Origin of the sequence: Winogradskyella psychrotolerans (assembly GCF_018860565.1) — a bacterium.
Taxonomy (GTDB): domain Bacteria; phylum Bacteroidota; class Bacteroidia; order Flavobacteriales; family Flavobacteriaceae; genus Winogradskyella; species Winogradskyella damuponensis.
This window is the reverse complement of record NZ_JAHKPS010000025.1, coordinates 149,521-176,059: the sequence shown is the minus strand read 5'-3', so window position 1 is coordinate 176,059 and position 26,539 is coordinate 149,521. Positions and strand designations below refer to the sequence as shown.

22 protein-coding genes are annotated in these 26,539 nt (G+C 32.1%); 13 read left to right on the top strand and 9 right to left on the bottom strand.

Going from position 1 to position 26,539, the window contains the following annotated elements; all coding sequences use genetic code 11:
• Positions 1 to 687: 687 nt before the first annotated feature.
• Positions 688 to 2,361, bottom strand: coding sequence for an asparagine synthase B (gene asnB, locus KO504_RS13735; RefSeq protein WP_215927772.1), 1,674 nt, complete (start codon positions 2,359 to 2,361; stop codon positions 688 to 690).
• Between the two features lie 275 nt (positions 2,362 to 2,636).
• Between asnB and KO504_RS13730 the strand changes: the two genes are divergently transcribed.
• Entirely contained in the window at positions 2,637 to 3,182 is a 546-nt protein-coding gene (locus tag KO504_RS13730) for a DUF2911 domain-containing protein (RefSeq protein WP_215927771.1), read from the top strand.
• A 66-nt stretch (positions 3,183 to 3,248) separates the two neighbouring features.
• On the opposite strand, the gene KO504_RS13725 is transcribed toward KO504_RS13730, so the two are convergent.
• Both KO504_RS13725 and KO504_RS13720 read right to left on the bottom strand, forming a co-directional pair.
• Positions 3,249 to 3,398, bottom strand: a complete 150-nt coding sequence (locus KO504_RS13725; protein ID WP_215927770.1) for a hypothetical protein — start codon at positions 3,396 to 3,398, stop codon at positions 3,249 to 3,251.
• Positions 3,399 to 3,480: 82 nt separating this feature from the next.
• Complete coding sequence (locus KO504_RS13720) at positions 3,481 to 4,113, bottom strand: 7-carboxy-7-deazaguanine synthase QueE (RefSeq protein ID WP_215927768.1); 633 nt, start codon at positions 4,111 to 4,113, stop codon at positions 3,481 to 3,483.
• 178 nt (positions 4,114 to 4,291) lie between these two features.
• On the opposite strand from KO504_RS13720, the gene KO504_RS13715 reads away from it, so the two are divergent.
• The 6 genes from KO504_RS13715 to KO504_RS13690 are packed head-to-tail and all read left to right on the top strand — an operon-like array spanning position 4,292 to position 8,830.
• Positions 4,292 to 5,830 (top strand): helicase HerA-like domain-containing protein, encoded by a 1,539-nt coding sequence (locus tag KO504_RS13715; RefSeq protein WP_215927766.1) that lies wholly within the window; start codon positions 4,292 to 4,294, stop codon positions 5,828 to 5,830.
• A gap of 36 nt (positions 5,831 to 5,866) precedes the next feature.
• On the top strand, positions 5,867 to 6,406 hold the full coding sequence (locus KO504_RS13710; RefSeq protein WP_252723698.1) for a hypothetical protein: 540 nt from the start codon (positions 5,867 to 5,869) through the stop codon (positions 6,404 to 6,406).
• A 14-nt stretch (positions 6,407 to 6,420) separates the two neighbouring features.
• Positions 6,421 to 6,786 carry a cupin domain-containing protein gene (locus tag KO504_RS13705; RefSeq protein WP_215927762.1) on the top strand — a complete coding sequence of 122 codons (366 nt, stop codon included), beginning with the start codon at positions 6,421 to 6,423 and terminating at the stop codon, positions 6,784 to 6,786.
• Between the two features lie 2 nt (positions 6,787 to 6,788).
• A complete protein-coding gene (locus KO504_RS13700; protein WP_215927760.1) occupies positions 6,789 to 7,616 on the top strand; it encodes an alpha/beta fold hydrolase in 828 nt (275 codons plus the stop codon).
• A 21-nt stretch (positions 7,617 to 7,637) separates the two neighbouring features.
• A complete protein-coding gene (locus tag KO504_RS13695; RefSeq protein WP_215927758.1) occupies positions 7,638 to 8,408 on the top strand; it encodes a pseudouridine synthase in 771 nt (256 codons plus the stop codon).
• 2 nt (positions 8,409 to 8,410) lie between these two features.
• Complete coding sequence (locus tag KO504_RS13690) at positions 8,411 to 8,830, top strand: VOC family protein (protein WP_252723697.1); 420 nt, start codon at positions 8,411 to 8,413, stop codon at positions 8,828 to 8,830.
• Here the strand turns inward: KO504_RS13690 and KO504_RS13685 are convergent.
• The 4 genes from KO504_RS13685 to KO504_RS13670 all read right to left on the bottom strand — a co-directional run bounded on the left by KO504_RS13685 (position 8,823) and on the right by KO504_RS13670 (position 14,730).
• A complete protein-coding gene (locus KO504_RS13685) occupies positions 8,823 to 9,518 on the bottom strand; it encodes a YwaF family protein (RefSeq protein ID WP_354667402.1) in 696 nt (231 codons plus the stop codon). The two genes, KO504_RS13690 and KO504_RS13685, sit on opposite strands and share 8 nt — an antisense overlap.
• A 16-nt stretch (positions 9,519 to 9,534) precedes the next feature.
• Complete coding sequence (locus KO504_RS13680) at positions 9,535 to 10,419, bottom strand: bifunctional 5,10-methylenetetrahydrofolate dehydrogenase/5,10-methenyltetrahydrofolate cyclohydrolase (RefSeq protein WP_215927756.1); 885 nt, start codon at positions 10,417 to 10,419, stop codon at positions 9,535 to 9,537.
• A 128-nt stretch (positions 10,420 to 10,547) separates the two neighbouring features.
• Complete coding sequence (gene ffh, locus KO504_RS13675; protein WP_215927754.1) at positions 10,548 to 11,879, bottom strand: signal recognition particle protein; 1,332 nt, start codon at positions 11,877 to 11,879, stop codon at positions 10,548 to 10,550.
• Positions 11,880 to 12,132: 253 nt separating this feature from the next.
• Positions 12,133 to 14,730: a hypothetical protein gene (locus tag KO504_RS13670; RefSeq protein ID WP_215927752.1), complete on the bottom strand. Its 2,598-nt coding sequence runs from the start codon at positions 14,728 to 14,730 to the stop codon at positions 12,133 to 12,135.
• A gap of 105 nt (positions 14,731 to 14,835) precedes the next feature.
• On the opposite strand from KO504_RS13670, the gene KO504_RS13665 reads away from it, so the two are divergent.
• From KO504_RS13665 to KO504_RS13650, 4 genes are read left to right on the top strand one after another with little or no spacing between them, the layout of a single operon-like run.
• Complete coding sequence (locus KO504_RS13665; RefSeq protein ID WP_215927750.1) at positions 14,836 to 15,351, top strand: RNA polymerase sigma factor; 516 nt, start codon at positions 14,836 to 14,838, stop codon at positions 15,349 to 15,351.
• 56 nt (positions 15,352 to 15,407) lie between these two features.
• A complete protein-coding gene (locus KO504_RS13660; protein ID WP_215927748.1) occupies positions 15,408 to 16,304 on the top strand; it encodes a FecR family protein in 897 nt (298 codons plus the stop codon).
• Positions 16,297 to 18,612 carry a TonB-dependent receptor domain-containing protein gene (locus tag KO504_RS13655; protein ID WP_215927746.1) on the top strand — a complete coding sequence of 772 codons (2,316 nt, stop codon included), beginning with the start codon at positions 16,297 to 16,299 and terminating at the stop codon, positions 18,610 to 18,612. The genes KO504_RS13660 and KO504_RS13655 overlap by 8 nt, the downstream gene beginning before the upstream one ends.
• A 33-nt stretch (positions 18,613 to 18,645) precedes the next feature.
• Positions 18,646 to 19,923, top strand: coding sequence for an acyloxyacyl hydrolase (locus KO504_RS13650; protein ID WP_215927744.1), 1,278 nt, complete (start codon positions 18,646 to 18,648; stop codon positions 19,921 to 19,923).
• A 99-nt stretch (positions 19,924 to 20,022) separates the two neighbouring features.
• On the opposite strand, the gene KO504_RS13645 is transcribed toward KO504_RS13650, so the two are convergent.
• Both KO504_RS13645 and argS read right to left on the bottom strand, forming a co-directional pair.
• On the bottom strand, positions 20,023 to 21,309 hold the full coding sequence (locus KO504_RS13645) for a carboxypeptidase-like regulatory domain-containing protein (protein WP_215927742.1): 1,287 nt from the start codon (positions 21,307 to 21,309) through the stop codon (positions 20,023 to 20,025).
• Between the two features lie 196 nt (positions 21,310 to 21,505).
• Positions 21,506 to 23,284 (bottom strand): arginine--tRNA ligase, encoded by a 1,779-nt coding sequence (gene argS, locus KO504_RS13640; RefSeq protein ID WP_215927810.1) that lies wholly within the window; start codon positions 23,282 to 23,284, stop codon positions 21,506 to 21,508.
• Positions 23,285 to 23,744: 460 nt separating this feature from the next.
• Between argS and KO504_RS13635 the strand changes: the two genes are divergently transcribed.
• Both KO504_RS13635 and KO504_RS13630 read left to right on the top strand, forming a co-directional pair.
• Positions 23,745 to 25,805, top strand: coding sequence for a tetratricopeptide repeat-containing sensor histidine kinase (locus KO504_RS13635; RefSeq protein WP_215927740.1), 2,061 nt, complete (start codon positions 23,745 to 23,747; stop codon positions 25,803 to 25,805).
• A gap of 38 nt (positions 25,806 to 25,843) precedes the next feature.
• Positions 25,844 to 26,470 carry a chromophore lyase CpcT/CpeT gene (locus tag KO504_RS13630; protein WP_215927738.1) on the top strand — a complete coding sequence of 209 codons (627 nt, stop codon included), beginning with the start codon at positions 25,844 to 25,846 and terminating at the stop codon, positions 26,468 to 26,470.
• Positions 26,471 to 26,539 lie beyond the last annotated feature (69 nt).

Sequence of the window (26,539 nt, the reverse complement as noted above, 5' to 3'; positions counted from 1 at the left end):
CTTTAAAAGTCGAATTTTGAAGTTTGAATGAGCGTTAAAATTGAAGAATTTCTTCGTTTTTGAGTGCGATATCTAGACAAATTTATCGTGTAAAAGGAGAAAAAGCCAACTTTAAAACTGACTTTTTATAAATCGATTTATAAAAAACAGATTTAGACTTTAACCTCATCTATTAAGTCATCCATTGTGGTACACGTAACATGGTATCTGGATACATATTGACAAATTCCAGGTATCTTACTTTTGCAGAAGCTCCTATTAACAAACCGGTATGTTTCTATAAATGTCGAATGTGATTCTGTAATAGTTTTTCGTTTTGAATTCTAAAATTTGAATTGACTTTGACCACCTCATTAACAAATTCTTCATCTAACATTACAGTTAATGTATCCTCAATAGCATCTATATAGTAAGTTGAAAGCTCTTCAAAAAAAAAAAAAAAAAAAAGAATGTGAACAAACCTCTCCTGATTTTAATAAGAACTCGTGATTAGCAACTCTTTTCGTTTTTATAAAAGGGGTATTTGGGCGAATTCCTCTTCAGATCATCCGTCTTTTTCAATAAGAAATTTTTTAAAATCTGGTAATAACATTGATACAATTAAGATTATGAAATTACAACAATGCTACATATAAAAAAGACCAATCTTTTTTGATTGGTCTTTTTACTTCGTTATTTAATTCTCATTTAAGCTTTGACATAAGAATCTGAATGCACCTTAGCTACTGCTCTACCCGATGGGTCATTCATGTTTTTAAAGGCTTCATCCCATTCTAAAGCTGTTGCTGTGCTACAAGCCACACTTGCCTCTTGTGGTACACTTAAAGCAGCGGCATCACTTGGAAAATGTCCTTCAAAAATAGTTCTGTAATAATACTCTTCTTTATTTAAAGGTGTGTTTATTGGAAAACGGAATGATGCATTTTCTATTTGTTCATCAGTTATTTCTTTTTCAACTAATTCCTTTAGAGTATCAATCCAGCTATAGCCTACTCCATCAGAAAATTGTTCTTTTTGTCGCCATGCTACGCTTTCTGGAATCATATCTTCAAACGCTTTACGAACGACCCATTTTTCCATACGCTCTCCATTAATCATTTTATCACTTGGGTTAATACGCATAGCCACATCCATAAATTCTTTATCTAAAAATGGTACACGACCTTCTATTCCCCAAGCGGCCAAACTTTTGTTTGCTCTTAAACAATCATACATGTGCAACTTATCTAATTTACGAACCGTTTCTTCATGAAATTCTTGTGCATTTGGTGCTTTATGAAAATATAAATACCCACCAAATAACTCATCTGCTCCTTCACCAGATAATACCATTTTAATTCCCATCGATTTAATCACTCTTGCCATTAAATACATTGGTGTAGACGAACGTATTGTAGTAATATCGTATGTTTCAATATTGTAAATCACATCTTTAATTGCATCTAAACCCTCTTGGATGGTAAATTTAATTTCGTGATGCACAGTTCCTATATGGTCTGCCACTTTTTTAGCTGCCGCCAAATCAGGCGAACCCTCTAATCCAACTGAAAACGAATGTAATTGAGGGTACCATGCTTTTTCTTTGTCATCCGCTTCGATACGTCTTTCTGAATATTTTTTAGCAATAGCAGAGGTTACAGATGAATCCAAACCACCAGACAACAATACACCATACGGCACATCACTCATTAGTTGTCTATGTACAGCATCTTCTAAGGCCTGCTTTACTTCTTCTATACTTGTTTCGTTATCTTTTACAGCATCATAGTCCGTCCAATCGCGTTTATACCATTTTACAAATTCGCCATCTTTACTAGACATGTAGTGTCCTGGAGGAAATAATTCAATTTTAGTACAAATACCTTCTAGCGCTTTTAATTCTGAAGCGACATAAAAAGTTCCATTTTTATCCCAACCTATATATAAAGGAATAATTCCCATATGATCTCTAGCGATAAAATATTCATCTTTTTCTACGTCGTATATAGCAAAACCAAAGATACCGTTCATTTCATCTACGAAATCCACTCCTTTTTCTTGGTATAAGGCTAAAATTACTTCACAATCACTTTGAGTTTGGAAATCGTATTTTCCTTCAAATTGTTGTCGCAAAGCTCTATGGTTATATATTTCTCCATTAGCTGCAAGAATTAGTTTTTGGTCAGGACTCAACAAAGGTTGCTTCCCTGAGGCTGGATCAACAATAGCTAAACGTTCGTGTGCCATGATCACTTTTTCATCACTATAAATTCCACTCCAGTCTGGTCCACGATGACGAATGGTTTTTGCCATTTCTAAAACCTGAGGTCTTAAATCTTCAACTTTCTGTTTTATATCGAACGCACATACTATTCCGCACATAACTTTTATTTTTTTATTTGAATTTGGCTTCAATTAAGCTTAGCCCTTGCATTATTAATTATAGGACAAATATGAAATTAAACTTTCATATTTAAAACACAATACAACTAAATGGTTTCAATTTAAAACTTTAAACACATAATACATATTGTTTTAAAACTAACTCATCTCGAAATTATTAGTTTTACTATGAATATGTAAATTTTAATATGTAATTGCGACTATTCATAGAATTAAAAACTATTTTTAACAAAATCTAAAACACAGTATTACTTATGAAAAAATCAAATTTAATGACTTCAATCGCTTTTGCCTTTTTAATGTTATTTACATTTAATGTTGGTGCACAAGAATTTAAAGGCTTAGATAAGAGTCCTATGGATGTTGCCGCTTTCCCTTCTAATTACAAAGATTCAAACAAAATAATAAAAATCGCCTATAGTCGTCCACAGTTAAATAATCGCTCGGTAGGTGAATTAGTAAAAAACGGGGAAGTATGGAGAACAGGAGCAAATGAAGCTGCCGAAATTACACTTTATAAAGACCTGATGTTTGGAAATAAAGAGATAAAAGCAGGAACTTATACTTTTTATGTCATTCCTGGAAAAGAAGAATGGACAGCAATTATTAGCACAGACTTAAATGTTTGGGGAAGTTATTCTTATAATGAAAAAAATGATGTTGCACGTCTAAAAGTACCCGTTACAGAAGCAAAAGAATCTTTAGAAGCATTTTCTATTGCATTTAATAAATCTGACAACGGAATTAATATGCATTTAGGCTGGGGAACTGTGAGAGTTGCTGTGCCTTTTAAAGGTTAAATCTATCTGGCATATACAAAAAAACGCCCTGATTTCTCAAGGCGTTTTTTTTGTTTCATATATACTCTAATAAAATCTTACATCTTTTGTAGCCATTGTACCTGCTTTATCACCTACTCTAGCCGTTAACGCTACCGTTTCTGTATTAGAATAAGTGTCATAATTACCTATTGTTTTATCCAAAGGATTAAAAGAGAAATATCGTGTCTGTGCCATTACTTCTCTAAGTTTAACAAATATAACACTATTGTATATGTAATAATTTACAGGACAAATGCAATAACTATCTATTTGAATTTTAAGGGATATTCAAATACTTATGCGTTTGAAGAGACACTTTCCATTTTGGGTTTGCCATAACGTACTCCACAATTAACGGCATCATTTTATCGCGTTTACTCCACTCTGGTTGTAAATACAAAATACAGCCCTCATTTACCTTAGTAGCCTGTTCTTCTGCAAACTTAAAATCGTCTTTATTATATATGATACATTTCAGTTCGTTTGCTTTTTTAGAAACGTCTTCTGTTGGTAATTTCATTTTTTTAGGCGACAGACAAATCCAATCCCATTCTCCTGATAATTTGTAAGCCCCAGAGGTTTCGATATGTGTTTGCACTCCTTTAGCTTTTAACTGAGCTGTTAAAGGTCCCATATCCCACATTAATGGCTCACCACCTGTTACAATAATGGTGTCGCTATATTTAACCGCATTTTCAACAATCTTTTCTGTTTCTGTAGGCGGATGTAATTCTGCTAACCAACTTTCTTTAACATCGCACCAATGACAACCTACATCACAGCCTCCAATTCTCACAAAATAAGCAGCAGTACCTTTGTGAAATCCTTCGCCTTGAATGGTGTAAAATTCTTCCATTAAAGGCAATAATAGCCCTTTATCTATTAACTCTTGTCGTTCTCTTCTTGTCATAAGGCTGCAAATATATTAATAAGTAAGCAGTAGGCAGTAAACTCTGAGTAATAATTAAACATTCTTATACTATCAAAACAAGATTAAGTATTAATTGCTGATAAATACTAAGACTGCAATCTAAAACTATTTCATACTTGATTAAAATTACATTATTTTTATCCAAATTTTCTGACTCATGAAGAATTCTGAAGCTTTCATAAAAGACATCAACGACGGAAACACGTTTAGAGGTGATTATATTACCTTAGGTTCTGCTATGCTAGATGGTAAAACCATGACTAACACTTTTGTAAACGTACCATTAAAAACCATGAACAGACACGGTCTTATTGCTGGTGCAACAGGTACTGGAAAGACAAAAACATTACAAGTTTTAGCAGAAAATCTTTCTGAAAAAGGAGTTCCTGTTTTACTTATGGATATCAAAGGAGATTTAAGTGGTTTAGCAAAACCTAGTCCTGGACATGCAAAGATTGATGAACGCCATGCGCAAATAGGTTTACCCTTTGAGCCAAAAGCTTTTCCCGTAGAAGTAATGACCTTATCTGAACAAGATGGAGTTCGATTAAGAGCAACTATAAGTGAATTTGGACCTGTTTTAATTTCGAGAATATTAGACGTTACAGAAACCCAAGCCGGAATCATTTCCGTAATTTTCAAATATTGTGACGACAACCATTTACCTTTATTAGACCTCAAAGATTTCAAGAAAATTTTACAATATGCTACTAATGAAGGTAAAAAAGAATTTGAAGAATCTTATGGGCGTATTTCTACCGCTTCAACAGGTGCTATTCTTAGAAAATTAATAGAAATAGAACAACAAGGTGGCGATTTGTTCTTTGGCGAAACCTCATTTGATACACAAGATTTATTGCGCATTGATGAGAATGGACGCGGTTATATTAACATTATTAGATTAACTGATATTCAAGATAAGCCAAAATTATTCTCTACGTTTATGTTGAGTTTATTAGCTGAAATCTATTCTACTTTTCCTGAACAAGGAGATAGTGGCCGACCAGAACTTATCATGTTTATTGATGAGGCACATTTAATTTTTAATGAAGCTTCGGACGCGCTATTAAATCAAATTGAAAGTATTGTAAAGCTTATTAGAAGTAAAGGAGTTGGATTATATTTTGTTACTCAGAATCCAACTGACGTCCCTGAAGCTGTTTTAGGGCAGCTGGGTTTAAAAGTACAACACGCTTTAAGAGCGTTTACTGCAAAAGACAGAAAAGCCATAAAATTAACCGCTCAAAATTATCCTGACACGGATTATTACGATACAGCAGAAGTTTTAACATCATTAGGAATTGGTGAAGCCTTAGTCTCTGCTTTAGATGAAAAAGGAAAACCAACACCTCTGGCCGCTACAATGTTACGTGCACCAATGAGCAGAATGGATATTTTAACAGAGTCTGAATTGGCCAGCTTATTAGCACAATCAAAACTCGCTAAAAAGTATAATCAAGAAATTGATAGGGACAGTGCTTATGAAATGTTAAATAAAAAAATTGAAGAAGCCGAAGCAGAAGAGGTAAAACAAAAAGCAAAAGAAGAAAAAGAAGCCTTAAAACGTGCCGAAAGTAAAAGAAAAACAAGCTCAACTAGAAGACAAAGTACACGAATGAATCCTATAGTGAAGGTTCTAACCAGTGCAACAGTAATCCGTGGAGTCTTGGGAATATTAAGTAAAATGATAAAATAATAAATGCCTAAATCTAACATGAAAAACACTTTATTAATGGCACTAATTTGTGCTCTTATTATTACTAGTTGCGCAAAAGAAAAAGTTGTAAATCCATTTACAATTACTAAGAATCATATTGGTTTACTAACAGACTCTACGCAAGTAAAAGAATTAGATGCCATTTTTAGCAATGATTCGGTTGTGCGTTATATTGCCGGAGATGAATTTATTGGAGCTGTAAACAGCATTGAAATTTTTGAAAAAGGTGGCAAAAAACTATTAGACTTATCTCCAAAAGAAACTTTAGATTCAACATCTGTAATTTCTAGCGTAAACATTATTGATTCACGTTATAAAACAGAGAAAAACATCTCAACTTTAAGTACATTTAAAGACCTAAAAGAAGCTTATAAAATTTCAAAAATAGACAACCTCATTAATGTAATTGTCGTTTCTGTTAATGAAATAAACGCCTCTTTTACTATTGATAAAAAAGAGCTTCCTGCGAGCATGCGCTTTGACATGGATATGACTATTGACCCAATTCAAGTTCCTGAAAAAGCTAAGATTAAATATTTCATGATTCATTGGTAAAAGCAATAAACAAAATGAAAAAATATAAAATTCAAAACTCGCCATTTGTAGTTCCAACAGAAGATGGTAAAATTATAAAAGAACATTTTGGAAACGCAACAGATGGTAATTCAGAAATTAGTATTGCACACATGGTCGCTCCCCCTGGTTGGTCCGAGCCTTTTCAAACACCAGAATTTGATGAATATACGTATATCATTAAAGGAAAAAAACAATTCATTATCGATGGAGAAACCATAGTTTTAGAAGCTGGCCAATCTATTAAAGTAGAAAAAAATACTCGGTTACAATACTCTAATCCTTTTACAGAACCATGTGAATATCTAGCGGTATGCTTGCCTGCATTTTCAGTTGAAGCCGTAAATAGAGAAGATCAATAAGTATGAGTAGTTTTGTTATTAAATCAATTGGTAGAGCTCTTAACGCAACGAGTCTAATCTCGTCTAAATACGCCGCAAAAAAAGCTATAAACTTATTTGCTTCACCTAGAAAAGGAAGTTACAACGAACAGCAAAAACGTGTAATAGAATCTGCTTTTTATGAAGAAATAAACTATAAAAATCTAGATATAGCAACCTACCGTTGGGTGGGCAAGGGCAAAACTATTTTACTAGCCCACGGTTGGGAAAGTAATGCATCACGTTGGGAGTATATTTTAAAAGATTTAAAAGCACAAGACTATAATATTATCGCCTTAGATGCTCCTGCTCATGGGAGATCTGACGGAAAACAATTTAATGCCATTTTATATTCTGAATTTATAAATGTAGTCGCCAAAAAGTTTCAGCCAGATGTACTAATTGGACATTCAGTTGGTGCTATGTCAAGTGTTTTTTGTTTATACAAACATCAATTACCAAGTATACATAAAATGGTTTTATTAGGAGCACCAGCACATTTTACTGGAGTTTTTGATAGATACAAAACCATGATGGGTTTTAACAATAAAGTTTCAAATGGCTTAGACAATATTATTGTTGAACGTTTTGGACAGCCTGTTTCATACTTTTCAACTGCAAATTTCACCAAGTCAATTGAAGCCAAAGGTTTAATTATCCATGATAAAAAAGACCGTATTATTCCTTATGAAGACGGACTATTAATTGCTAACCGTTATAAAAATTCCGAATTTATTTCTACTTCAGGATTTGGTCATGGATTAAAGGATATTTCTTTAACACCAAAGATTATTGAGTTTATTAATAACTAATCTTTATTGTACTTTTACAGCATGTCACAAGAACTAAAACGCCTTAACAAATACCTCAGCGAAGCTGGTTATTGCTCTCGTAGAGCTGCAGACCGTTTAATCGAAGCAGGAAGAGTAACTATTAACGATATTGTTCCTGAAATGGGAACTAAAGTCGCATCCGAAGATGTTGTTAAAGTCGATGGCGAAATCATTGGAGAACGCAAACAAGACTTTGTGTACTTAGCTTTTAACAAACCTGTAGGTATCGTTTGTACTACAGACACTCGAGTAGAAAAAGACAATATTATTGACTATATCAACTATCCAAAACGCATATTTCCTATAGGAAGATTAGACAAGCCAAGTGAAGGTTTAATTCTTCTCACTGACGACGGAGATATTGTAAACAAAATATTAAGAGCCAGCAATAATCACGAAAAAGAATACATCGTAACTGTTGACCAACCAATTTCTCAAACCTTTATTGAGCGTATGTCTGGAGGAATTTATTTAGAAGATTTAGACAAACACACTAATAAATGTAAGGTTAAAAAGATTGATAAATATACGTTCAGTATCATTTTAACTCAAGGATTGAATAGACAAATCCGTAGAATGTGTGAATATTGTAATTATGAAGTACAAGCGTTAAAGCGTATTCGAATAATGAATATAATGCTTGATGTACCTGTTGGAAAATATAGAGAGTTGACTAAAGCCGAATTTAAAACGCTAAACGAATTAATAAGTGATTCTACAAAAACGTATGAGGCAAGTCAAAACAATACAATAAGAAAAAACAGACGCTAATTATGGCTTTATCTCCGTTTCATCTTGCAATTCCTGTTCATAATTTAGAAGCCTGTAGAAATTTCTACACTAATACATTACAACTTGAAGAAGGTAGAAGTAGCGACCATTGGGTAGATTATAATTTCTTTGGACACCAATTAGTTATTCATTTTAAAGACAAAACAGAAGCAGATACGCACACAAATCAAGTAGACGGCAAAGCTGTTCCCGTTCCGCACTTTGGTGTTGTTTTAGAATGGGAAGCATTTCAAGAGTTTTCTAAATTATTAAAATCTAAAAACATAGCCTTTATTATTGAGCCTTACATTAGATTCGAAGGGCAAGTTGGAGAACAAGCTACCATGTTTTTTAAAGATCCTTCAGGAAATGCATTAGAATTTAAATCCTTTAAAGATAGGACTCAGTTATTTGCTAAGTAATATTTCGTTTGTTGGAAAGGTAAAATGGCCCATAAATCAACAAAAACAGAGGAATTATTATTAGCTGACCTACCAAAATATAATACGGCCATTCTCCAAAATAATCTAACAGTGAAGCCGACTTTGGCTTTTCATTTAAGTAAAAATAATTAGCATCTAACAGGTAATTCAAAAGCATCATTAAAGCAACATAGCCTTGAAGTGCAAAGAAGGATTTAAATACACTTTTAAATGTTGGTCTCATTTTTAATTCAAATATGAAATAGAAAATGATGGATAACAATCCCAAATGGATTATCCAATATCTAAAATAGTCGAAACTTGGAAATCCTATAGTAATATCTGGTGTTATAACAGCTTGTAATGTGCCTCCAATAATCCAAAACACCAGTATTTCAAACATCCAATATTTACGATAATACGTAAACACAGGAATTAATAAAGCCATTAAACTACAGAGGTAAAGTGGTAAATCGGTTTTAAAATTATAACTATCAAAAAGCATTCGGTATGCATGAAACCCAATAAGCGTTAGAGAAACAAACCAAGCTAAATAATGAACTGCTTTTTGTTTTTGAAATGCATTGAAATTCTTGCTAGAATAACTTACAAGACAAACAGTAAATGCTATTGCAAATAGAATAGGAATGATATGTTGAAAACTACCTAACGTGACTTTTGCCTGCACGATTCCATTTAAAAAATTATCTGTAATTTTTTCTGTGTTGCTCTCTTGCCAACAATGTGTTTTTTAGCAACATGGCAATTGTCATTGGACCTACTCCACCAGGAACTGGTGTAATAAAACTTGCCTTTTTGCTTACGTTTTCAAAATCTACATCACCAGTAATATAATAGCCTTTTTCTGAATCGTCTGGTACTCTTGTGATTCCAACATCAATAATTACAGCATCATCTTTTACCATTTCGGCTTTTAAAAACTTAGGCACTCCTAAGGCTGAAATAATAACATCTGCTTGTGAAGTAATCTGCGTAATATTTTTAGTGTGACTATGAGTTAAAGTTACTGTTGAATTTCCAGGGAAACCTTTTCTTCCCATTAGAATACTCATGGGGCGACCAACAATATGTGAACGACCAATAACAACAGTATGTTTACCTTTAGTTTCTACTTCATAACGGTCTAGCAATTCTAAAATACCAAATGGTGTTGCCGGAATAAATGTAGACATATCTAATGCCATTTTCCCGAAGTTCATAGGATGAAATCCATCGACATCTTTATCAGGATTTACAGCCATTAATACTTTTTGCGTATTAATTTGTGGAGGCAATGGCAATTGAATTATAAAGCCATCTATATTATCGTCATTGTTTAATTCTTCAATTTTATCGAGCAACTCAACTTCACTTGTTGTATTTGACAAACGCACCATTGTAGATTCGAAACCAACACGTTCGCATGCTCTAACTTTGCTGCCTACATAAGTTAAACTAGCCCCATCGTTACCGACAATAACAGCAGCTAAATGAGGTACTTTTTCACCATTAGCTTTCATTTTATCGACTTCGGCTTTGATTTCGTTTTTAATGTCGTTACTTACTTTTTTTCCGTCTAAAATTGTCATGCTTTTGGTTATTGTTTTCTTGCAAAGACGCTATGGCGCAAATCTCTTATTGATTAATTTATTATTTTTAAAAGCCAACTGAAGACTAAATTTTGTAACGGTCAACTGAGGACTAAATACTGTAAACTTTACTTTGGCATATTCTGCATAGCTTGCATCATACGTTTTCCGCCTCCACCTTGCATCATCTTCATCATTTTACTCATTTGCGTAAATTGCTTTAAGAGTTGATTTACTTCTTGTACTGAAGTTCCAGACCCTTTACCTATACGCTTTTTACGGCTTGCATTTATTACTGATGGATTAGCACGTTCTTCTGGTGTCATAGAATGAATAATCGCTTCGATACCTTTAAAAGCATCGTCATCGATATCAATATCTTTCATCATTTTTCCTGCTCCAGGAATCATTCCGATAAGATCCTTCATGTTCCCCATTTTCTTGATTTGCTGAATCTGTTTTAAGAAATCATCAAACCCAAATTGGTTTTTGGCTATTTTCTTCTGTAGTTTTCTAGCTTCTTCTTCGTCAAACTGCTCTTGTGCACGCTCTACCAAAGAAACAACATCTCCCATTCCTAAAATACGATCTGCCATACGTGATGGATAGAAGACATCAATGGCTTCCATCTTTTCACCTGTACCAATAAATTTAATTGGCTTATTAACTACAGATTTAATAGAAATTGCAGCACCACCTCGTGTATCACCATCTAATTTGGTAAGGATAACACCATCAAAATTTAAAATATCGTTAAAGGCTTTTGCTGTATTTACCGCATCTTGACCTGTCATAGAATCTACAACAAACAAGGTTTCTTGTGGCTGAATTGCTTTATGGATGTTAGAGATTTCAGTCATCATGGCTTCATCTACAGCCAAACGACCAGCGGTATCAATAATCACAACATTATGACCATTGGCTTTTGCATGTGCAATACCTGCTTGCGAAATGGCAACAGGATCTGTATTGCCTCTATCACTAAAAACCTCAACACCTATTTGATCACCTACAACATGTAACTGATCAATTGCAGCAGGACGATAAACATCACAAGCTACTAATAAAGGTTTCTTCGTTTTTTTATTTTTTAAATAATTGGCAAGCTTACCAGAAAAAGTGGTTTTACCAGATCCTTGAAGACCTGACATTAAAATCACACTAGGGTTTCCAGAAAGATTAATACCTTCTACATCACCTCCCATTAATTCGGTTAATTCATCTTTAACGATTTTAACCATTAATTGGCCTGGCTGTAATGTTGTTAATACATCTTGACCAAGTGCTTTTTCTTTTACACGTACGGTAAATTCCTTTGCAATTTTAAAGTTAACATCGGCATCTAAAAGCGCACGTCTTACTTCTTTAAGCGTCTCAGCAACATTTACTTCTGTAATGCTACCATGACCTTTTAATACGTGTAACGCTTTATCTAACTTATCACTTAAATTATTGAACATGTTTCTAGTATTCTGTTTGCAGTCTGCAACAAAGCAGCCTGTAATTATTTAATAAGCTGCAAATTTAAGAATTTATGAGGGAATTACTAATGTGTTTAAGAATTAGTTTTTTAGTTATAAATGAAGGTTTAAGAAGAAGGAATATTAAACAAATGGATAAATTACTATCAAATAAAAAGAGCTGCTCATGGCGAGCAACTCTTTTTTATCAACTTAACTAACTTACTAAAATTACTAACTTTCAGCATTTTCTTTATTCACAGGTTCTATCTAGAACTATTTCATTATTACTATCATTTACGTTATGCAATACTAATTGTTCTGCAGTACATTCTACAACTAACCAACTTCCATTTATGGCTTGGATATTTGGTCCATTTACATTTGTAAATTCTATAATTACACCGTCATTAGATTGTGATGTTATCCATGTAGCATCTATGGTTTGTGTATCTGTAAATATTACAACGATATTATTACTAGACTCGAAATCGAAGTCCCAATTCATTAAATTATCACTTCCGTTGTAGTTTACGGGATTCCAAATACATTCAGCTAAATAGTTCTCTACGTCTTCCACGGAACAATCTTCTTCAGAACAATTCTCTAAAACCAATTGTATTGTAAATATTTCAAACTGATTATTAATTTCAACTCTTACATAAATAATTTGTTGATTAGCTACGATATTTGTGTAAGCACCAGGATTTACAATTGGGTTAACATAAATATTAGCATCTGCTTCAGTTTCATAATAGCTTACTACATTAGTTTCTGTTATACAATTAGCAAAAGGAACTGTTAAGTCAAAGACTTCCATACCATCATCACCTTCATCACATAACTGAATTACGGCATCAAAACTTTGAAAACAATCAAAAGCACCACCACAATCTGTAGTATTTAAATACACTGTGAATACTTCAAAATTTCCACTTTCAGCTTCAATTCTTAAATAGACTTCTGAGACTAATGTTCCGAATGCTTCTGGATTTTCGATGGCATTGGTATTGCTCTCTGCATCCATTAAAGTTTCGTGAAATGATGGAAAATATACCTCTGTACAATCGACCAAACCTATAGTGTTTGCACTTAAATTATAAACAGGCACATTATTTGGTTGTTCACATTCTACAATTTCAAAATCTCCAAAACAATTAAACACATCATCATTACAAGCTTCAACTATTAGCTCTAATTCTTGTACCGCAAATTCTTGTGTTTCTTGATTAAAAACTCTAAAATATATGGTTTGAGATGTTAATTCTGTTGGTGTAGTTAATTGAATATTTAAATGATTCGTAGAAATTATAGCATCGTCATAGGTAGGGTGATAACTGCCAGATATTGGGTAAAGCGCAATACATTCTGAACTTTGTAAACTACTAGTTTCAAAAACAAATGTGGCTATACCATCATTATTATCATCACATTCTTGAGACAAAACATATAAACTATAACAATTTAAAAGATCTTGGTTATTTACTTCACATCTTTGCTCTAGAGTAATAAAGTTATCTCCATTGATTAAGTATAGACTTCCTTCTTCACATTCTACAACTTGCCACTGCCCGTTTAAGGATTCGTAACCTTGTTGTAAAGATAAATTAACAAAAACATCTGTAGCAATGGTAACAATTTCCCAAGTCCCGATTTGTGATTCTAAATTACTGACATCCTGAATTAAAACGTCGCCATCTAAATTGAAATGCATAAAAATAGGTACAAACGAATCTAAAAGATTGGTTTCTAATTTCCATACACACTCGCTAATATTAGCATTAATTTCTAATGCAGAACAGCCTTCCGTTTGCGGACAATCTTGAACTAATTCAAGCACTGTATTAGCACGCGTAATTGTGAGCATATCATTATTAGAACCTGCATTATTACACGATACAATTAACCAATCTCCTTCTAAATCATCTTGAAATGCTGTTAATTCTGATAAGCTTAAGAGAACACCATTATCTGTAGTAGACAAGCTCCAAGCCCCACCAATTGCAGAAGTTGCCATACCTTCAGAAATAAGCAACTCTCCATTATCATTAAAAATTAACTGGTAATTATCATAAGTATCTGTTCCATTACTAAAATTCCATGGACACTCAACTAAATTCAATGCAATTTCATCTTCAAGACAATCATCATCGATAACATTACAAAACTGCTCTGCAGCTTCAATTGCATCTGTTAGTTCTTGATTTGTATTAACATCTACAGTTTCTCCGTTGGCATATTGTATAGTTATAGGAAAGTTTAAACTCACTATTAAAACGCTTTCGTCTTCTTCTAATTCATTAAGAAAAACATATAAAGCTTCGTCATTTTGAATAACAACTGTGTCAATTAAATTAAACCCTGAATTAAATACTGAAAATGAAATTGGATATACAAAATCTGCACATTCAATTACAGCGTTCTCATTATAGACGCATTCATTAACAAAAGTTTGAAGCTCGTCTTCATTTTCAATAAAAATTTCGCTGTAATCGTTAAATATAATTGTGATTGGAAAAACAAAATCTAAAATATCTTCATCAATTACCACATCACTTAACATATCTTCAAGCGCTTCTAAATCGGCTTCTGTTTCAATTATAGTAGTAATATCGTTAACAACAACTGTTACTGGTAATTCTACAGAGAAGCAACTTGCTCCATCTAAAATGTCATCAGCAGCTCCAGAGTTTGCTGCCGTTCTTCCCATAAGATTTACCAAGGTAGAATTAGGTATAATGGCTTCTTGATCGTTTGGGTTTTCTATTTCATTAATCTCATCTTGACAAGACATAAAACAAAAAAGGACAAAAAGTAAACTTATAACTATACTGTTGATTCTAAAACTCATAACTCAGATAAATTTAACGATTTATTATAGAACAGTTTAATTGTAAAAAGTCCTACTCTCAATTATTAAAAATTTATTTATAATTTGTGCAACCTATAAAAACCTATGAGCAAACCTCTACAAGATAATATTTGCGAGTCACAATTATTTGAGCGCTTGTATAATAAACATGCTAAAAATCTTCATGATTTTCTGTATTACAAGTTTGGACAACAATTGAATCCGCAAGATAAAGTGCAAGAAGCTTTCATTAAATTATGGCAAAATTGCGGTAAAATCTCACCTGAAAAAGCAAAAAGCTATTTGTTTACAACAGCAAACAACCTAATGCTTAATGCGGTAGCTCATCAAAAAGTAGTCTTAAAATACAACAAACAACCTCAAAAACATTCTACTAATGAAACACCCGAATTTGTACTACAAGAAAAAGAATACCATCAAAAATTACAAAATGCACTAAATAATTTAACCGAAGCACAACGGGTTGCTTTTCTAATGAATAGAGTTGAAGGCAAACGCTTTAAGGAAATTGCAAAACTTTTAGATATATCTGTAAAAGCCGTTGAAAAACGAATTTATGGAGCTTTAAAAAAGTTAAGAGAAGAAATTAACGAACTTTAAAACTAAAAAAGTAGGGATTTTTAAACCTAAGCTGTTATATACTTGAAATTACATTTATGAAACGAGAGGAACTCATAAAAAAATGGTTAGATCATAACCTAAATACTGAAGAGCTAAAAGCTTTTAAGCAGCTAGAAGATTATAATGATCTTATTAAAATGGATACTGCTTTAAAATCTTTTAAAGCATCCGAATTTGCTACAGATACATCTTACAAAACATTAAAGCAACATCTTAAACCTAAACCTACAAAAACGAAGCAATGGCTAAAACCACTGCTTAGAATTGCGGCTATTTTAGCCATTGGATTTAGTATTTATTATTACACTTCAACTCTAGACACTGAAGTTGGAACACTTATAGCACAACAAGATACTATTGAGTTACCAGACAATTCTATTGTAGATTTAAATGCCAATTCTACAATCACTTTTAATAAGAGTCACTGGAGCAACAATAGAGAGGTAAAACTACAAGGTGAGGCCTTTTTTAAAGTTGCCAAAGGTCAAAAATTTGATGTTATTACTTCTGAAGGAGTAGTTAGCGTCTTAGGTACACAATTTAATGTAAAGCAACGTAAATCTTATTTTGAAGTAACTTGTTACGAAGGTTTAGTTGGTGTAACACATAAAGACAAAACGGTAAAATTAAAACCAGGCGACACTTTCCAGATTATAGATGGAAAATTACTAACAACTGAAATAGAAAACACAACTCAACCACAATGGTTACAAGGCGAAAGCAGCTTTAACAGCATTCCTCTTAAACACGTCATTGCTGAGTTTGAAAATCAATACAAACAGAAAATAATTACAAAAAATATTGACACATCTCGTCTATTTACAGGAAGTTTTACTCATAATAATTTAGATTTAGCATTAAAGTCTGTTACAATACCATTAAATTTAAGCTACAGCAAATCAGAAAAATCTATTTTATTAAAGCGTGAATAAAAAATTACTTTGTTTAATTTTCTTTTTTTCATCTTTTACCTTTTACAACCTTGCCTATAGCCAAGAGTTAAAGGAAAAACAGACGCTTGCACAAATACTTTTAGAACTTGAAAAACAGTACGATGTTAAATTTTCTTTTGAAACCAAGACAATTGAAGGCATCTCAATCACTCCTTTACGCCATGGACTTTCTTTAACACAAGCTGTTAACCAACTAAAACTTGATACCAACCTTAATTTTGAAATTCTAAGCAATCGTTTTATTGCTATTACACCGCAAAAAGTCACTGAAGCACAAAACAGTATTCAGCACTTAGAAGAGGTTGTTGTTACGAATTATCTAACTAAAGGTATTTCTAAAACAAACAACGGAACCATTGAGGCTGACACCAAAGCCTTTCAAATTTTACCCGGATTAATTGAACCAGATGTATTACAAATAGTACAAAACTTACCAGGAATAATTAGTGTAGACGAACGCATTTCTAATATCAATGTTCGTGGTGGCACAAACGATCAAAATCTTATTTTATACGAAGGAATAAGAATGTATCAAACGGGTCATTTTTTTGGGTTAATATCTACTTTCAATCCTTATTTATCTAATGATGTTACGGTTTCTAAAAACGGAACTAGCGCCAAATTTGGCAATGCTGTTTCTAGTACTATTGCGATTCAAAACACAGACAATTTAAGCGAAAAAACAAGTGGTGGAATTGGAGGCAACCTACTAAGCGTAGATGGGTTTGCAAAAATCCCATTATCTAAAAAAACAGAATTACAATTAGCCGCTAGACGTTCTTATACAGATTTTATAGTTTCAAAAACTTATGACTCCTATTTTGACCGTATTTTTTCAGACTCAGAATTAAATACTTCAAATGCTATTAATACACAATTGGCATTAGACGAGCGTTTTATTTTTTATGATTTTAATGCTAAGTTTTTATATAACATCAACGACTCCTCTAAGTTACGCGTTAATGTCATGAACATGTATAACAACTTAGATTACAAACAGGTATACACAACAACAAATAACGATTTCCAAGAGACAAAAAGTGAATTAAACCAAATAAGTTTTGGAACAAGTGCTACCTATTCTAAACGATTAAAGGATGGAACGAATCTTTCTGCTCAAGCTTATTATTCTAATTATGATTTAGATGCTACAAATAACAATATTTCTAACAATCAATTCTTAAAGCAAGAAAATAAAGTTGAAGATTATGGTTTACGGTTTGATATTTCAAAAGTATTAAGCCCTTCCTTAAAAATAAATTTGGGCTATCAGTTTAACGAAGTTGGTGTTACCAATTTTGAAGATGTAACCAATCCTAATTTTACGAGTTTAACAAAAGAAATTATAAGAACACATGCCATATTTGGTGAAGTTGTACGCTATTCACAATCTCGTAATACATATTTACGTTTAGGTTCAAGAATTAGTTACTTTGGGAAACTGCAAAAGCTTATTATTGAACCTCGGTTTGCATTCAACCAAAAACTATCGGACTATTTTAGGTTAGAAATATTAGGCGAATTAAAGAGTCAATCTATTACTCAGGTTATAGATTTACAGCAAGATTTTTTAGGCATAGAAAAAAGACGTTGGCAATTAGCAAATACGAATAACATTCCTTTAATTAAAAGCCAACAAGTATCGGCAGGTGTTAGCTATAACCAAAATAACTTATTAGTATCTCTAGAAGGGTATTACAAAAATGTAAATAACATTACCGCTCTTAGTCAAGGGTTTCAAAACCAGTTTCAGTTTACAAACGATATTGGTTCTTATACCGTAAAAGGCATTGATTTTTTAATCAACAAACGCTTTAATAATTTTAGCACTTGGCTAAGTTATACCTTTAGTAAAAACGATTATCATTTTGAAAATCTAAATAATGGCAATTCTTTCTCAAACACGTTAGATTTGCAACATGTTGCCAACGCTTCTTTAACTTATAATATTGATGATTTTAAAATTGGCCTTGGACTTAATTGGCATTCAGGAAGGCCATACACAACACCTTCAACAACACAAGATAACAGTAACAATATTATAGAATACGCGTCTCCAAATAATGCACGTTTACCAGATTATTTTAGAACAGATATCTCTGTGATTTATAATTTTAAATTTTCAAAAGGTGTAAAAGCCGATATTGGAGCTTCTGTCTGGAACATCTTTAATCAAACCAACATTATCAATCGGTATTACACCTTTAATTCTGATGATTCTATGGTTGAAATTAATAATAGGTCTTTAAAATTTACACCAAATCTTAGTTTTAGAATCAATTTTTAGTTGTTTATTGTAACACCAACCAACCAGTTATTAATGCGCTTCAAAAATTATTTAAGCTTATCTTTAGCTATTACTATATTCTTTTTTCTTCAAAATTGTTTGGCCCAAACAACTACTACCAACCCTAAGACATCACTCTTTTTTACACCCGAAATTATTGTTGGAAAAACACAAGAAGCCAATACTGATTTCCCAAAAACCAAGCTACAAAAAAACGTATTTTTAAGTATTGGCCAATACAACTATAACTCTAATAAAGAATGGGCTGCGAGATTAAACTATCCAAAAACTGGTATTTCATTGGGTTATACAGATTTTGGCAATTCTACCAAAGTTGGGCATGCTTATAGTATATTGCCATTTATTGAATTTTCAATATTAAAAAAACAAATAGACGGTTTAAACCTACAAATAGGTTTTGGTAGTTCTTATATGGATACTCAATACGATATAATTACCAATGCATTTAACAGAGCAATCACCACAAAAATTAACTGGTCGTTTAGATCTTTTTTCTATTACGATGTTTTTAAAACCCATGCTACAGACTGGCGATTTGGCTTGGGATACTTACACCATTCTAATGGCCATACGAATTTACCAAACCAAGGCTTAAATTCTTTTACAGCAAGTATTTCTGCTAAAATTGACAAAAACTCTAATAGTAATAACGATTTTAAAAAACCTACTTTCGCCTCTAAATCTCAAACGTATATGGCTTTTCGGTTGGGTTTAGGCCAAAATGTATTATCTGAAAAGTTTAATACCAAAAAAGAAGTTTTTACAGTTTCTGCTTCTGCCGGAAAAATCCTAAATAATACATTTAAATTTGGTGGTGGTTTTTATTACAGGTTCTATGAACACTACTACGATTACATAAAAAACAATGAAGCTTTAATTGAAGAACAATTTCCTCACTTTAAAGATAACCCTTATGGTTACGCAACTAGCTTTGGGATTTTTGCAAGCTCTGAATTATTAATAGACCATATTGGTTTTGAATTTGATTTAGGTTTAAACATACACAAACCTTTTTACAAAATAGATTGGCAACTTAACCAAGGGGTTACTTATGAAAACGCAAATGGAGAAACCATAGAAGTTTTAGGTGAATTAGATTGGTATTATGAAATAAAACGAACTATTTCTGCTAGAATGGGATTAAAATATTATTTATGGACAACCAACAAAGCTCCAAAGCACAATATTTTTCTTGGTGCACATATTAATGCAAATCTTGGTCAGGCAGATTTTACAGAATTAAGCTGTGGTTATGTATACCGTTTTAATTTAAAAGAGAAATCCATATAGTAAGAATTAATGGTGATTTTAGACCTTAAGAACGTCCTTTTATAGCATTAAATAAATGCTTATTCTAAATCTACTTTTATAACGCATTTATAGTTGTGCTTAGCTACTCTTCTTTTTTTTATCCTGTTTTTCTTTTTCGATATTCTTTTTAATTTTAGCTATCGCAGACTCTATAGACTTATCTGGTTCTATTAGATTATATTTTCCCCAAAAATTAGGATCTGAAAACCCAGAAATCGCGTCAGTAATAACCATAGTTGGTTTTAATCTATCCTTAATTTTAATTCTTTTATCAACAGAATTAACTTCCCAATCTGTTACAGCCATTTCACTAGCCAAAGTATAAACCTTGTTAAATAACTGCTTCTTTTTATTAATTTTAAATTTCAGATTCAAATTAGAATAATTGTAATACCATGTTTTACCATTAACTTTATATGCCACTTTATAACTTGCTTCTAAAGGGTAAACGACAATATCCTTAGGCTTTTTTTTAACTAATAAATTTTTGGTTCTTTTTTTATCACTTAAATCTAAAGCATAGTCTGCACCTGCCAAAGCCAATAATTCTACATCTATAAATAATTTACCAATATAGTTTACTCCAACAACGTTAGTCTTTGGAATAAAATTTACCACATAAACTGCTCTATTATTTATAACCGAAGGCTCATCAAAAGAGAAATTATATATTTTAATACTTTCTTCTGTAAAAATATGTTCAGGATACTTCATAATATCTAAATACAATGCCGAAAATGGACCGCCTTGTAACTTTACAGAAACGGTATCTAAACGTTTATAATCTGTACTTTTTCTTGCTTTACTTAGCTGAATAGCATCACGAAGAGATGAAGAATTGGGCTGTTTAAGAATATTAACAACCGCTTCAGTTAATGATACATTTCTATTACGACGCTTAATAGTTTCACGATAAAAAGCTGTCATAAATAAAGACTGATCGTCTAAGTGTTGCATTTTATCTCGAAACACTTTTTGTACTAAACTTTCAGCATTTTTAAATGCAGAAATGCTAACAGCAGATAATTCGGTTACAGCGACATATAATTTTATAACATTATCTGCTTTAGCTAATTGAGATAACGGAACGCTGTAAGTATCATAACCTAATAATGAAATCGTCACTTTAGAATCTAAGTAATCGCTAGCAACTTTTATTACAAACTCTCCTTCAGAATTTGTAATAGTACCAATATTGGTTTCATTGATATTTAAGCTAACTGCTTCTAAAGCTTTATTAGAACGCCCATCAATAATTTTACCACTATATTCTGTAAAAACAGCTTGAGCATTTAACGAAAACACCACTAAAACCATTAACAAAAACGTAATGGTATAGCGTTTTATAGTGTGACATTTTTCCATAGCAGTAGTTTAAAGAACAATTGAGCTCTTACTAAATTACGAAAAAATACACAAATCACTCTCTTGCAAAGTGTTAAACCTCACGAGAAATAATTACAAAAAAAAATACAGATAGAAATGGCGCCTATTTAAAATAAGCTCTAAAACAAGTTAGAATAACACATTTCATATGATAAAAATTAGATATTATCTAAACTTACATACGTTCTGGCACCTCAATTCCTAAAACTTGAAATGCATTTTTAATTGTCTGACTTACCGATTTAGACAACGCTACTCTAAAGCTTTTTTCTTCTTCTGTATCTGCACCTAGAATAGATACATTTTGATAAAATGAATTAAAATCTTTTACCAAATCATAAGTATAGTTTGCAATTAACGCAGGACTATGCTGCTCTGCTGCATTTTGAATGACTTCAGGAAATAACTCTAACTGCTTGATAAGTTGTTTTTCTTTGTCGTGAAGCACTATGTTAGCATTATCAAGATCACTAAGCGAAACTGTAGTAGCCTTTCTTAATATAGACTGAATTCTTGCATAGGTATATTGAATAAAAGGCCCTGTATTACCTTGAAAATCGATAGACTCTTTTGGGTCAAATAAAATTCGTTTTTTAGGATCTACTTTTAAGATGTAATATTTTAATGCTCCTAAACCAATGGTTTTGTAGAGTGCTTTTTTCTCTTCTTCCGAGTAATCTTCAAGCTTACCTAATTCTTTAGAAATTTCTTCAGCAGTATCTGCCATTTCTTGAATTAAATCATCCGCATCTACAACCGTTCCTTCTCTACTCTTCATTTTTCCGCTTGGTAAATCTACCATACCATAACTTAAGTGGAATAGATTTTTAGCCCAATCGAAGCCTAATTTTTTTAAGATTAAAAATAAAACTTTAAAGTGGTAATCTTGCTCGTTACCAACCGTATAAACCATACCTCCAACATCTGGGTAATCTTTTATACGTTGAATCGCTGTACCAATATCTTGAGTCATGTAAACTGCAGTTCCATCGCTACGTAATACAATTTTTTCGTCTAAACCATCTTCGGTTAAATCGCACCAAACAGATCCATCTGCTTTCTTAGTAAAGACTCCTGTTTTTAAACCTTCGGCAACAAACTCTTTCCCTAATAAATAGGTATTACTTTCATAATAATAAGCATCAAAATCTACTCCTATATTTTTATAAGTCACATCAAAACCATCATAAACCCATTGGTTCATTTTTTTCCAGAGTGCTACAACATCCTCGTCTCCAGCTTCCCATTTAATAAGCATTTCTTGTGCTTCTAATAATAATGGAGCGTTCTTTTTAGCCTCTTCTTCAGACTGACCTTGGGCTACTAATTCTGAAATTTCAGATTTATAAGCCTGATCAAACTTTACGTAATAATTACCAACCAATTTATCACCTTTCAAGTCTTCAGTAGGTGTTTCACCTTGACCAAATTTTTGATAAGCTAACATACTTTTGCAAATATGAATACCTCTATCGTTAATAATCTGCGTTTTATAAACGTTCTTACCAGAAGCTTTTAAAATTTCAGCAACACTATAACCTAAAAGCACATTTCTTACGTGACCTAAATGCAATGGTTTATTAGTATTTGGCGAAGAATACTCTACCATTACGGCTTTGTCTTCTTTTACCTCAACAAACCCAAACGTGTTATCGTCCTTTATAGATTGAAAGAAATCGAGGTAATATGCATCATCAATTTCAATGTTTAAAAAACCTTTAACAACATTAAATCCTTTAACCAAATCCACATTATCGAGTAAATACTGACCAACTTGCTCACCAATTACAGCAGGATTTCCTTTTACTACACGCAACATCGGAAATACAACAACCGTAATATCTCCAGCAAACTCTTTGCGAGTCGCCTGAAATTCTACCGATTCTAATTCTGATTCAAACAATGCTTTAACAGCTGCTTTTACATGTAATTCTAAAGTTTCTTGAAGCTTCATCTTATCTTTATCTTTTGGCATTTTAAACGCTTGCAAATATAGAAGTTTTATTGTTTTATTTAAGATTCTAAATAGACATAATTACAGAACATTAAAGCTACAACGATATAAAAACCACCCTCCACTAACTATCTAAAAAAGAGACCACTAAGCCAATCATGCATTTCGTCGATGAAACAGTAATACTCCCAAGATTTGTGCCGTTGGTCGATAAGTGATTTTTTAACAAAACTATATTGTACATTTCATCTAATTTATTCGTATTAAAACCTAATTATTAGCATATTTGTAATCATAATAGCACTTTTGGTAGGCTATTAATCAATGTCCCAAACATTAATGAGGCTTAATAATCAAACATTAACCATGTTGTTATTGTTTTGTGTTAACTTACTTTTTTATCCCTCTCTAAAAGTTATTCGCACCAAAACAGCGCAATACGTTATAAAGCTATTTTAAGATGAAACAGTTACTATTTTTAGCTGTTTGTCTTATGTCTTTATCTGTATTTTCTCAAAATGAAAAAATAGATGAACTGACAGTACAAATAGCCTTTAAAAAACCAGACTCTACAAAGGTGGACATGTCTCTGGTGCTCATTAACGAACTCTATAAAAAAGCAGATTACAACAAAGCTTTACTTTATGTTAATAAAACTTCTAAGCTATCTGAGGAGCTTAATTACATAAAAGGTCTTGCAGAAAGCAGCTACTATAGAGCTTTAATCTACACCGAACGCAACGACTACCTGAATGCTATAGATAATTATAAGAAATCTAGAGATTTATACTTAAAAATTAGTGATACACTTGGCGTAGCTAGAGTGAGCAATAGCATTGGTCTTATTGAAATTAAACGAGGAAATTATGCAATTGGATTACAGAACTCTTTATCTGCAATAAATATTTTTGAAAAGCAATACCTTAAAGATGAATTGAGTACTGCTTATAATAATTTAGCTGAAGCTTATTTTAAAACTAATCAAATTGATAAAGCTATAGAGTTTAACTACAAAGCTTTAGACGTTAGAAAGCAACTTAATGACACGGAAGGCATTAAAATTTCTACAAAAAATATCGCCGAACTATACTCGTTATTGAAAGAACACCGTAAAGCAATTGAATATTACGAAAAGGTATTAGACATTTTAAACCCTAAAACCGATCAGAATTTACGAGGTGAAATTCTACCAAAATTAGGTAGTGAATATTTACGCTTTAAAGAATATGATAAAGCTTCTAAATATTTAGTAGAAGGGTTAAAATACAATAGAAAACAAGACAATAAAGAAGGACTTTTAAGAGCTTTAAATGCTGTTGGAAACTTAAATCTTCAGAATAAAAAAGTAAAATTAGCAGAAAAGCAATTGAATGAAGCCTATGCTATTGCTCAAAAAATTAACAACAAAAAAGAGCTTTTAGAGAACTACAAACTTCATATTGCGTTAGATTCTACACGTGGTTATTTTCAAAATGCATTCTTTTGGCAGAATAAATTCTATGATTTAAAGGATTCGCTGTCCAAAGTAGACCAACCTGTATTCCCTACAGATATAAGTCCTATTGATCTTATTACAACTGAAAACACCTCAGAAACTGACACGGTTATAGTTAAAGAAAACGAATTACCCGAAACTAAAGATTCTTGGCAAAATAATTCATTTTTACTGTATGCATTAATTGCGCTTTGTGTTTTATTATTGGTACTTCTATTTTACAGCCTATCCCAAACAAAATCTCATAAAGACAATTTAAAAAAAGAAAAAGAAAAATTAACTCAGGAACAGGTTAGAACAGAAGCTATCTTAGAACAAACACATCATTTAGAAGAAGTTAACCAAGTAAAAGACAAGCTTTTTTCTATTGTTTCTCACGATTTAAAAGATTCTATTTCTTCTATAAAAGCCTTTTTAGATTTACTAAAAGAAGATAGTATTTCTAAAGATGAATTTTATGAATTAATTCCAGAATTAAGTGAAAACGCGAATAATGCATCGTCACTTTTATTTAATTTATTAAACTGGTCTAAATCACAAATGCAAAATTTAGAACCAAAACCTGAGCTATTTAACATTCAAGATGTATTTCAAACTAAAATTGCCTTAGTTGAGCAAAAAGTTGAAGACAAACGCATTGTATTAATTGATGAGTCACAACGCGATTTTGTTTATGCAGATCGTAGTATGATAGAAATTGTTATTCAGAATTTAATTACAAACGCTGTTAAGTTTAGCAGAATAGGAGATGTAATTACGATTTCTAATGTAGATGCTAATGGTAAATCTTTAATCTGTGTAGAAGATTCTGGTGTTGGTATTGCCAAAGAAAATATTGACAAGTTATTTGCTGCACATAAAAACTTTACGACGGCAGGTACAAAAAACGAAAAAGGTACAGGTTTAGGATTAACTATTGCTAAAGATCTAGTAGAACTTAATAACGGTAGAATTTGGGTAGAAAGCACAGAAAATGTTGGTAGTAAATTCTTTGTCGAACTTCCTAAATCAGAAGCTAAGGCTTAATTTATTTTATCTATATTTAGCTTCTAAATTGAGGCTTTATGAAACATTTACTCCCTATTATTATCCTTTTATCTTTTTTCTACAATTGTAAAAACGAATCCAAACCCGAAATTAAAGAAGACAAGGAACTCAAAGAATTGTTTGCTTTGATGCAAGGTTCTTTTAATTCTGAAATTCAAGCCCAAATTGATTCTTCCTATTACAATATAGCATTACACATGTATCCTATTTGGGAAGATAAAGGAAACTTTCTATATGTAGAACAAGCTCTAAACAATAGACAGAACAAACCTTATCGCCAACGTATATACGAAGTAAAAAGAGCTTCAGATAGTACATTCAGCTCTGCTATTTACGCGTTAAATGTAGACTCTCTTTGGATTGGTAAATGGAAAACCCCTAAAGCTTTTGACGCTATATCTTTAAATGATATTGCTTTAAAAGAAGGCTGTGAGGTTATCTTAAAACGTATAAAGCCAAATCAATTTATAGGTAAAACAGGAGATACCACATGTGTTAGTACAATGCGTGGAGCCTCATTTGCAAGAAGTGAAGTTGAAATTTTAGAAGACAAAATTATTTCTTGGGATCGTGGTTTTGATGCCAACGGAAACTATGTTTGGGGAGCAGAAAAAGCGGGTTATATATTTAATAAAATAGACTAGCTTAAAACTCAGAATAACAAATTTCAAAAAAACGTTACCTTACTAAACATTAAAAAGAAACACTAACAA

Bases quoted from the DNA above. Each gene is read 5' to 3' on its own strand.
- KO504_RS13720 (WP_215927768.1), bottom strand. From the start codon at position 4,113: ATGACAAGAAGAGAACGACAAGAGTTAATAGATAAAGGGCTATTATTG.
- KO504_RS13645 (WP_215927742.1), bottom strand. From the start codon at position 21,309: ATGGAAAAATGTCACACTATAAAACGCTATACCATTACGTTTTTGTTA.
- KO504_RS13665 (WP_215927750.1), top strand. From the start codon at position 14,836: ATGAGCAAACCTCTACAAGATAATATTTGCGAGTCACAATTATTTGAG.
- KO504_RS13635 (WP_215927740.1), top strand. From the start codon at position 23,745: ATGAAACAGTTACTATTTTTAGCTGTTTGTCTTATGTCTTTATCTGTA.
- KO504_RS13695 (WP_215927758.1), top strand. From the start codon at position 7,638: ATGTCACAAGAACTAAAACGCCTTAACAAATACCTCAGCGAAGCTGGT.
- KO504_RS13715 (WP_215927766.1), top strand. From the start codon at position 4,292: ATGAAGAATTCTGAAGCTTTCATAAAAGACATCAACGACGGAAACACG.
- KO504_RS13730 (WP_215927771.1), top strand. From the start codon at position 2,637: ATGAAAAAATCAAATTTAATGACTTCAATCGCTTTTGCCTTTTTAATG.
- KO504_RS13700 (WP_215927760.1), top strand. From the start codon at position 6,789: ATGAGTAGTTTTGTTATTAAATCAATTGGTAGAGCTCTTAACGCAACG.
- KO504_RS13630 (WP_215927738.1), top strand. From the start codon at position 25,844: ATGAAACATTTACTCCCTATTATTATCCTTTTATCTTTTTTCTACAAT.
- KO504_RS13690 (WP_252723697.1), top strand. From the start codon at position 8,411: ATGGCTTTATCTCCGTTTCATCTTGCAATTCCTGTTCATAATTTAGAA.
- KO504_RS13710 (WP_252723698.1), top strand. From the start codon at position 5,867: ATGGCACTAATTTGTGCTCTTATTATTACTAGTTGCGCAAAAGAAAAA.
- KO504_RS13660 (WP_215927748.1), top strand. From the start codon at position 15,408: ATGAAACGAGAGGAACTCATAAAAAAATGGTTAGATCATAACCTAAAT.
- KO504_RS13670 (WP_215927752.1), bottom strand. From the start codon at position 14,730: ATGAGTTTTAGAATCAACAGTATAGTTATAAGTTTACTTTTTGTCCTT.
- KO504_RS13680 (WP_215927756.1), bottom strand. From the start codon at position 10,419: ATGACAATTTTAGACGGAAAAAAAGTAAGTAACGACATTAAAAACGAA.
- KO504_RS13705 (WP_215927762.1), top strand. From the start codon at position 6,421: ATGAAAAAATATAAAATTCAAAACTCGCCATTTGTAGTTCCAACAGAA.
- asnB (WP_215927772.1), bottom strand. From the start codon at position 2,361: ATGTGCGGAATAGTATGTGCGTTCGATATAAAACAGAAAGTTGAAGAT.
- ffh (WP_215927754.1), bottom strand. From the start codon at position 11,879: ATGTTCAATAATTTAAGTGATAAGTTAGATAAAGCGTTACACGTATTA.
- argS (WP_215927810.1), bottom strand. From the start codon at position 23,284: ATGAAGCTTCAAGAAACTTTAGAATTACATGTAAAAGCAGCTGTTAAA.
- KO504_RS13725 (WP_215927770.1), bottom strand. From the start codon at position 3,398: ATGGCACAGACACGATATTTCTCTTTTAATCCTTTGGATAAAACAATA.
- KO504_RS13650 (WP_215927744.1), top strand. From the start codon at position 18,646: ATGCGCTTCAAAAATTATTTAAGCTTATCTTTAGCTATTACTATATTC.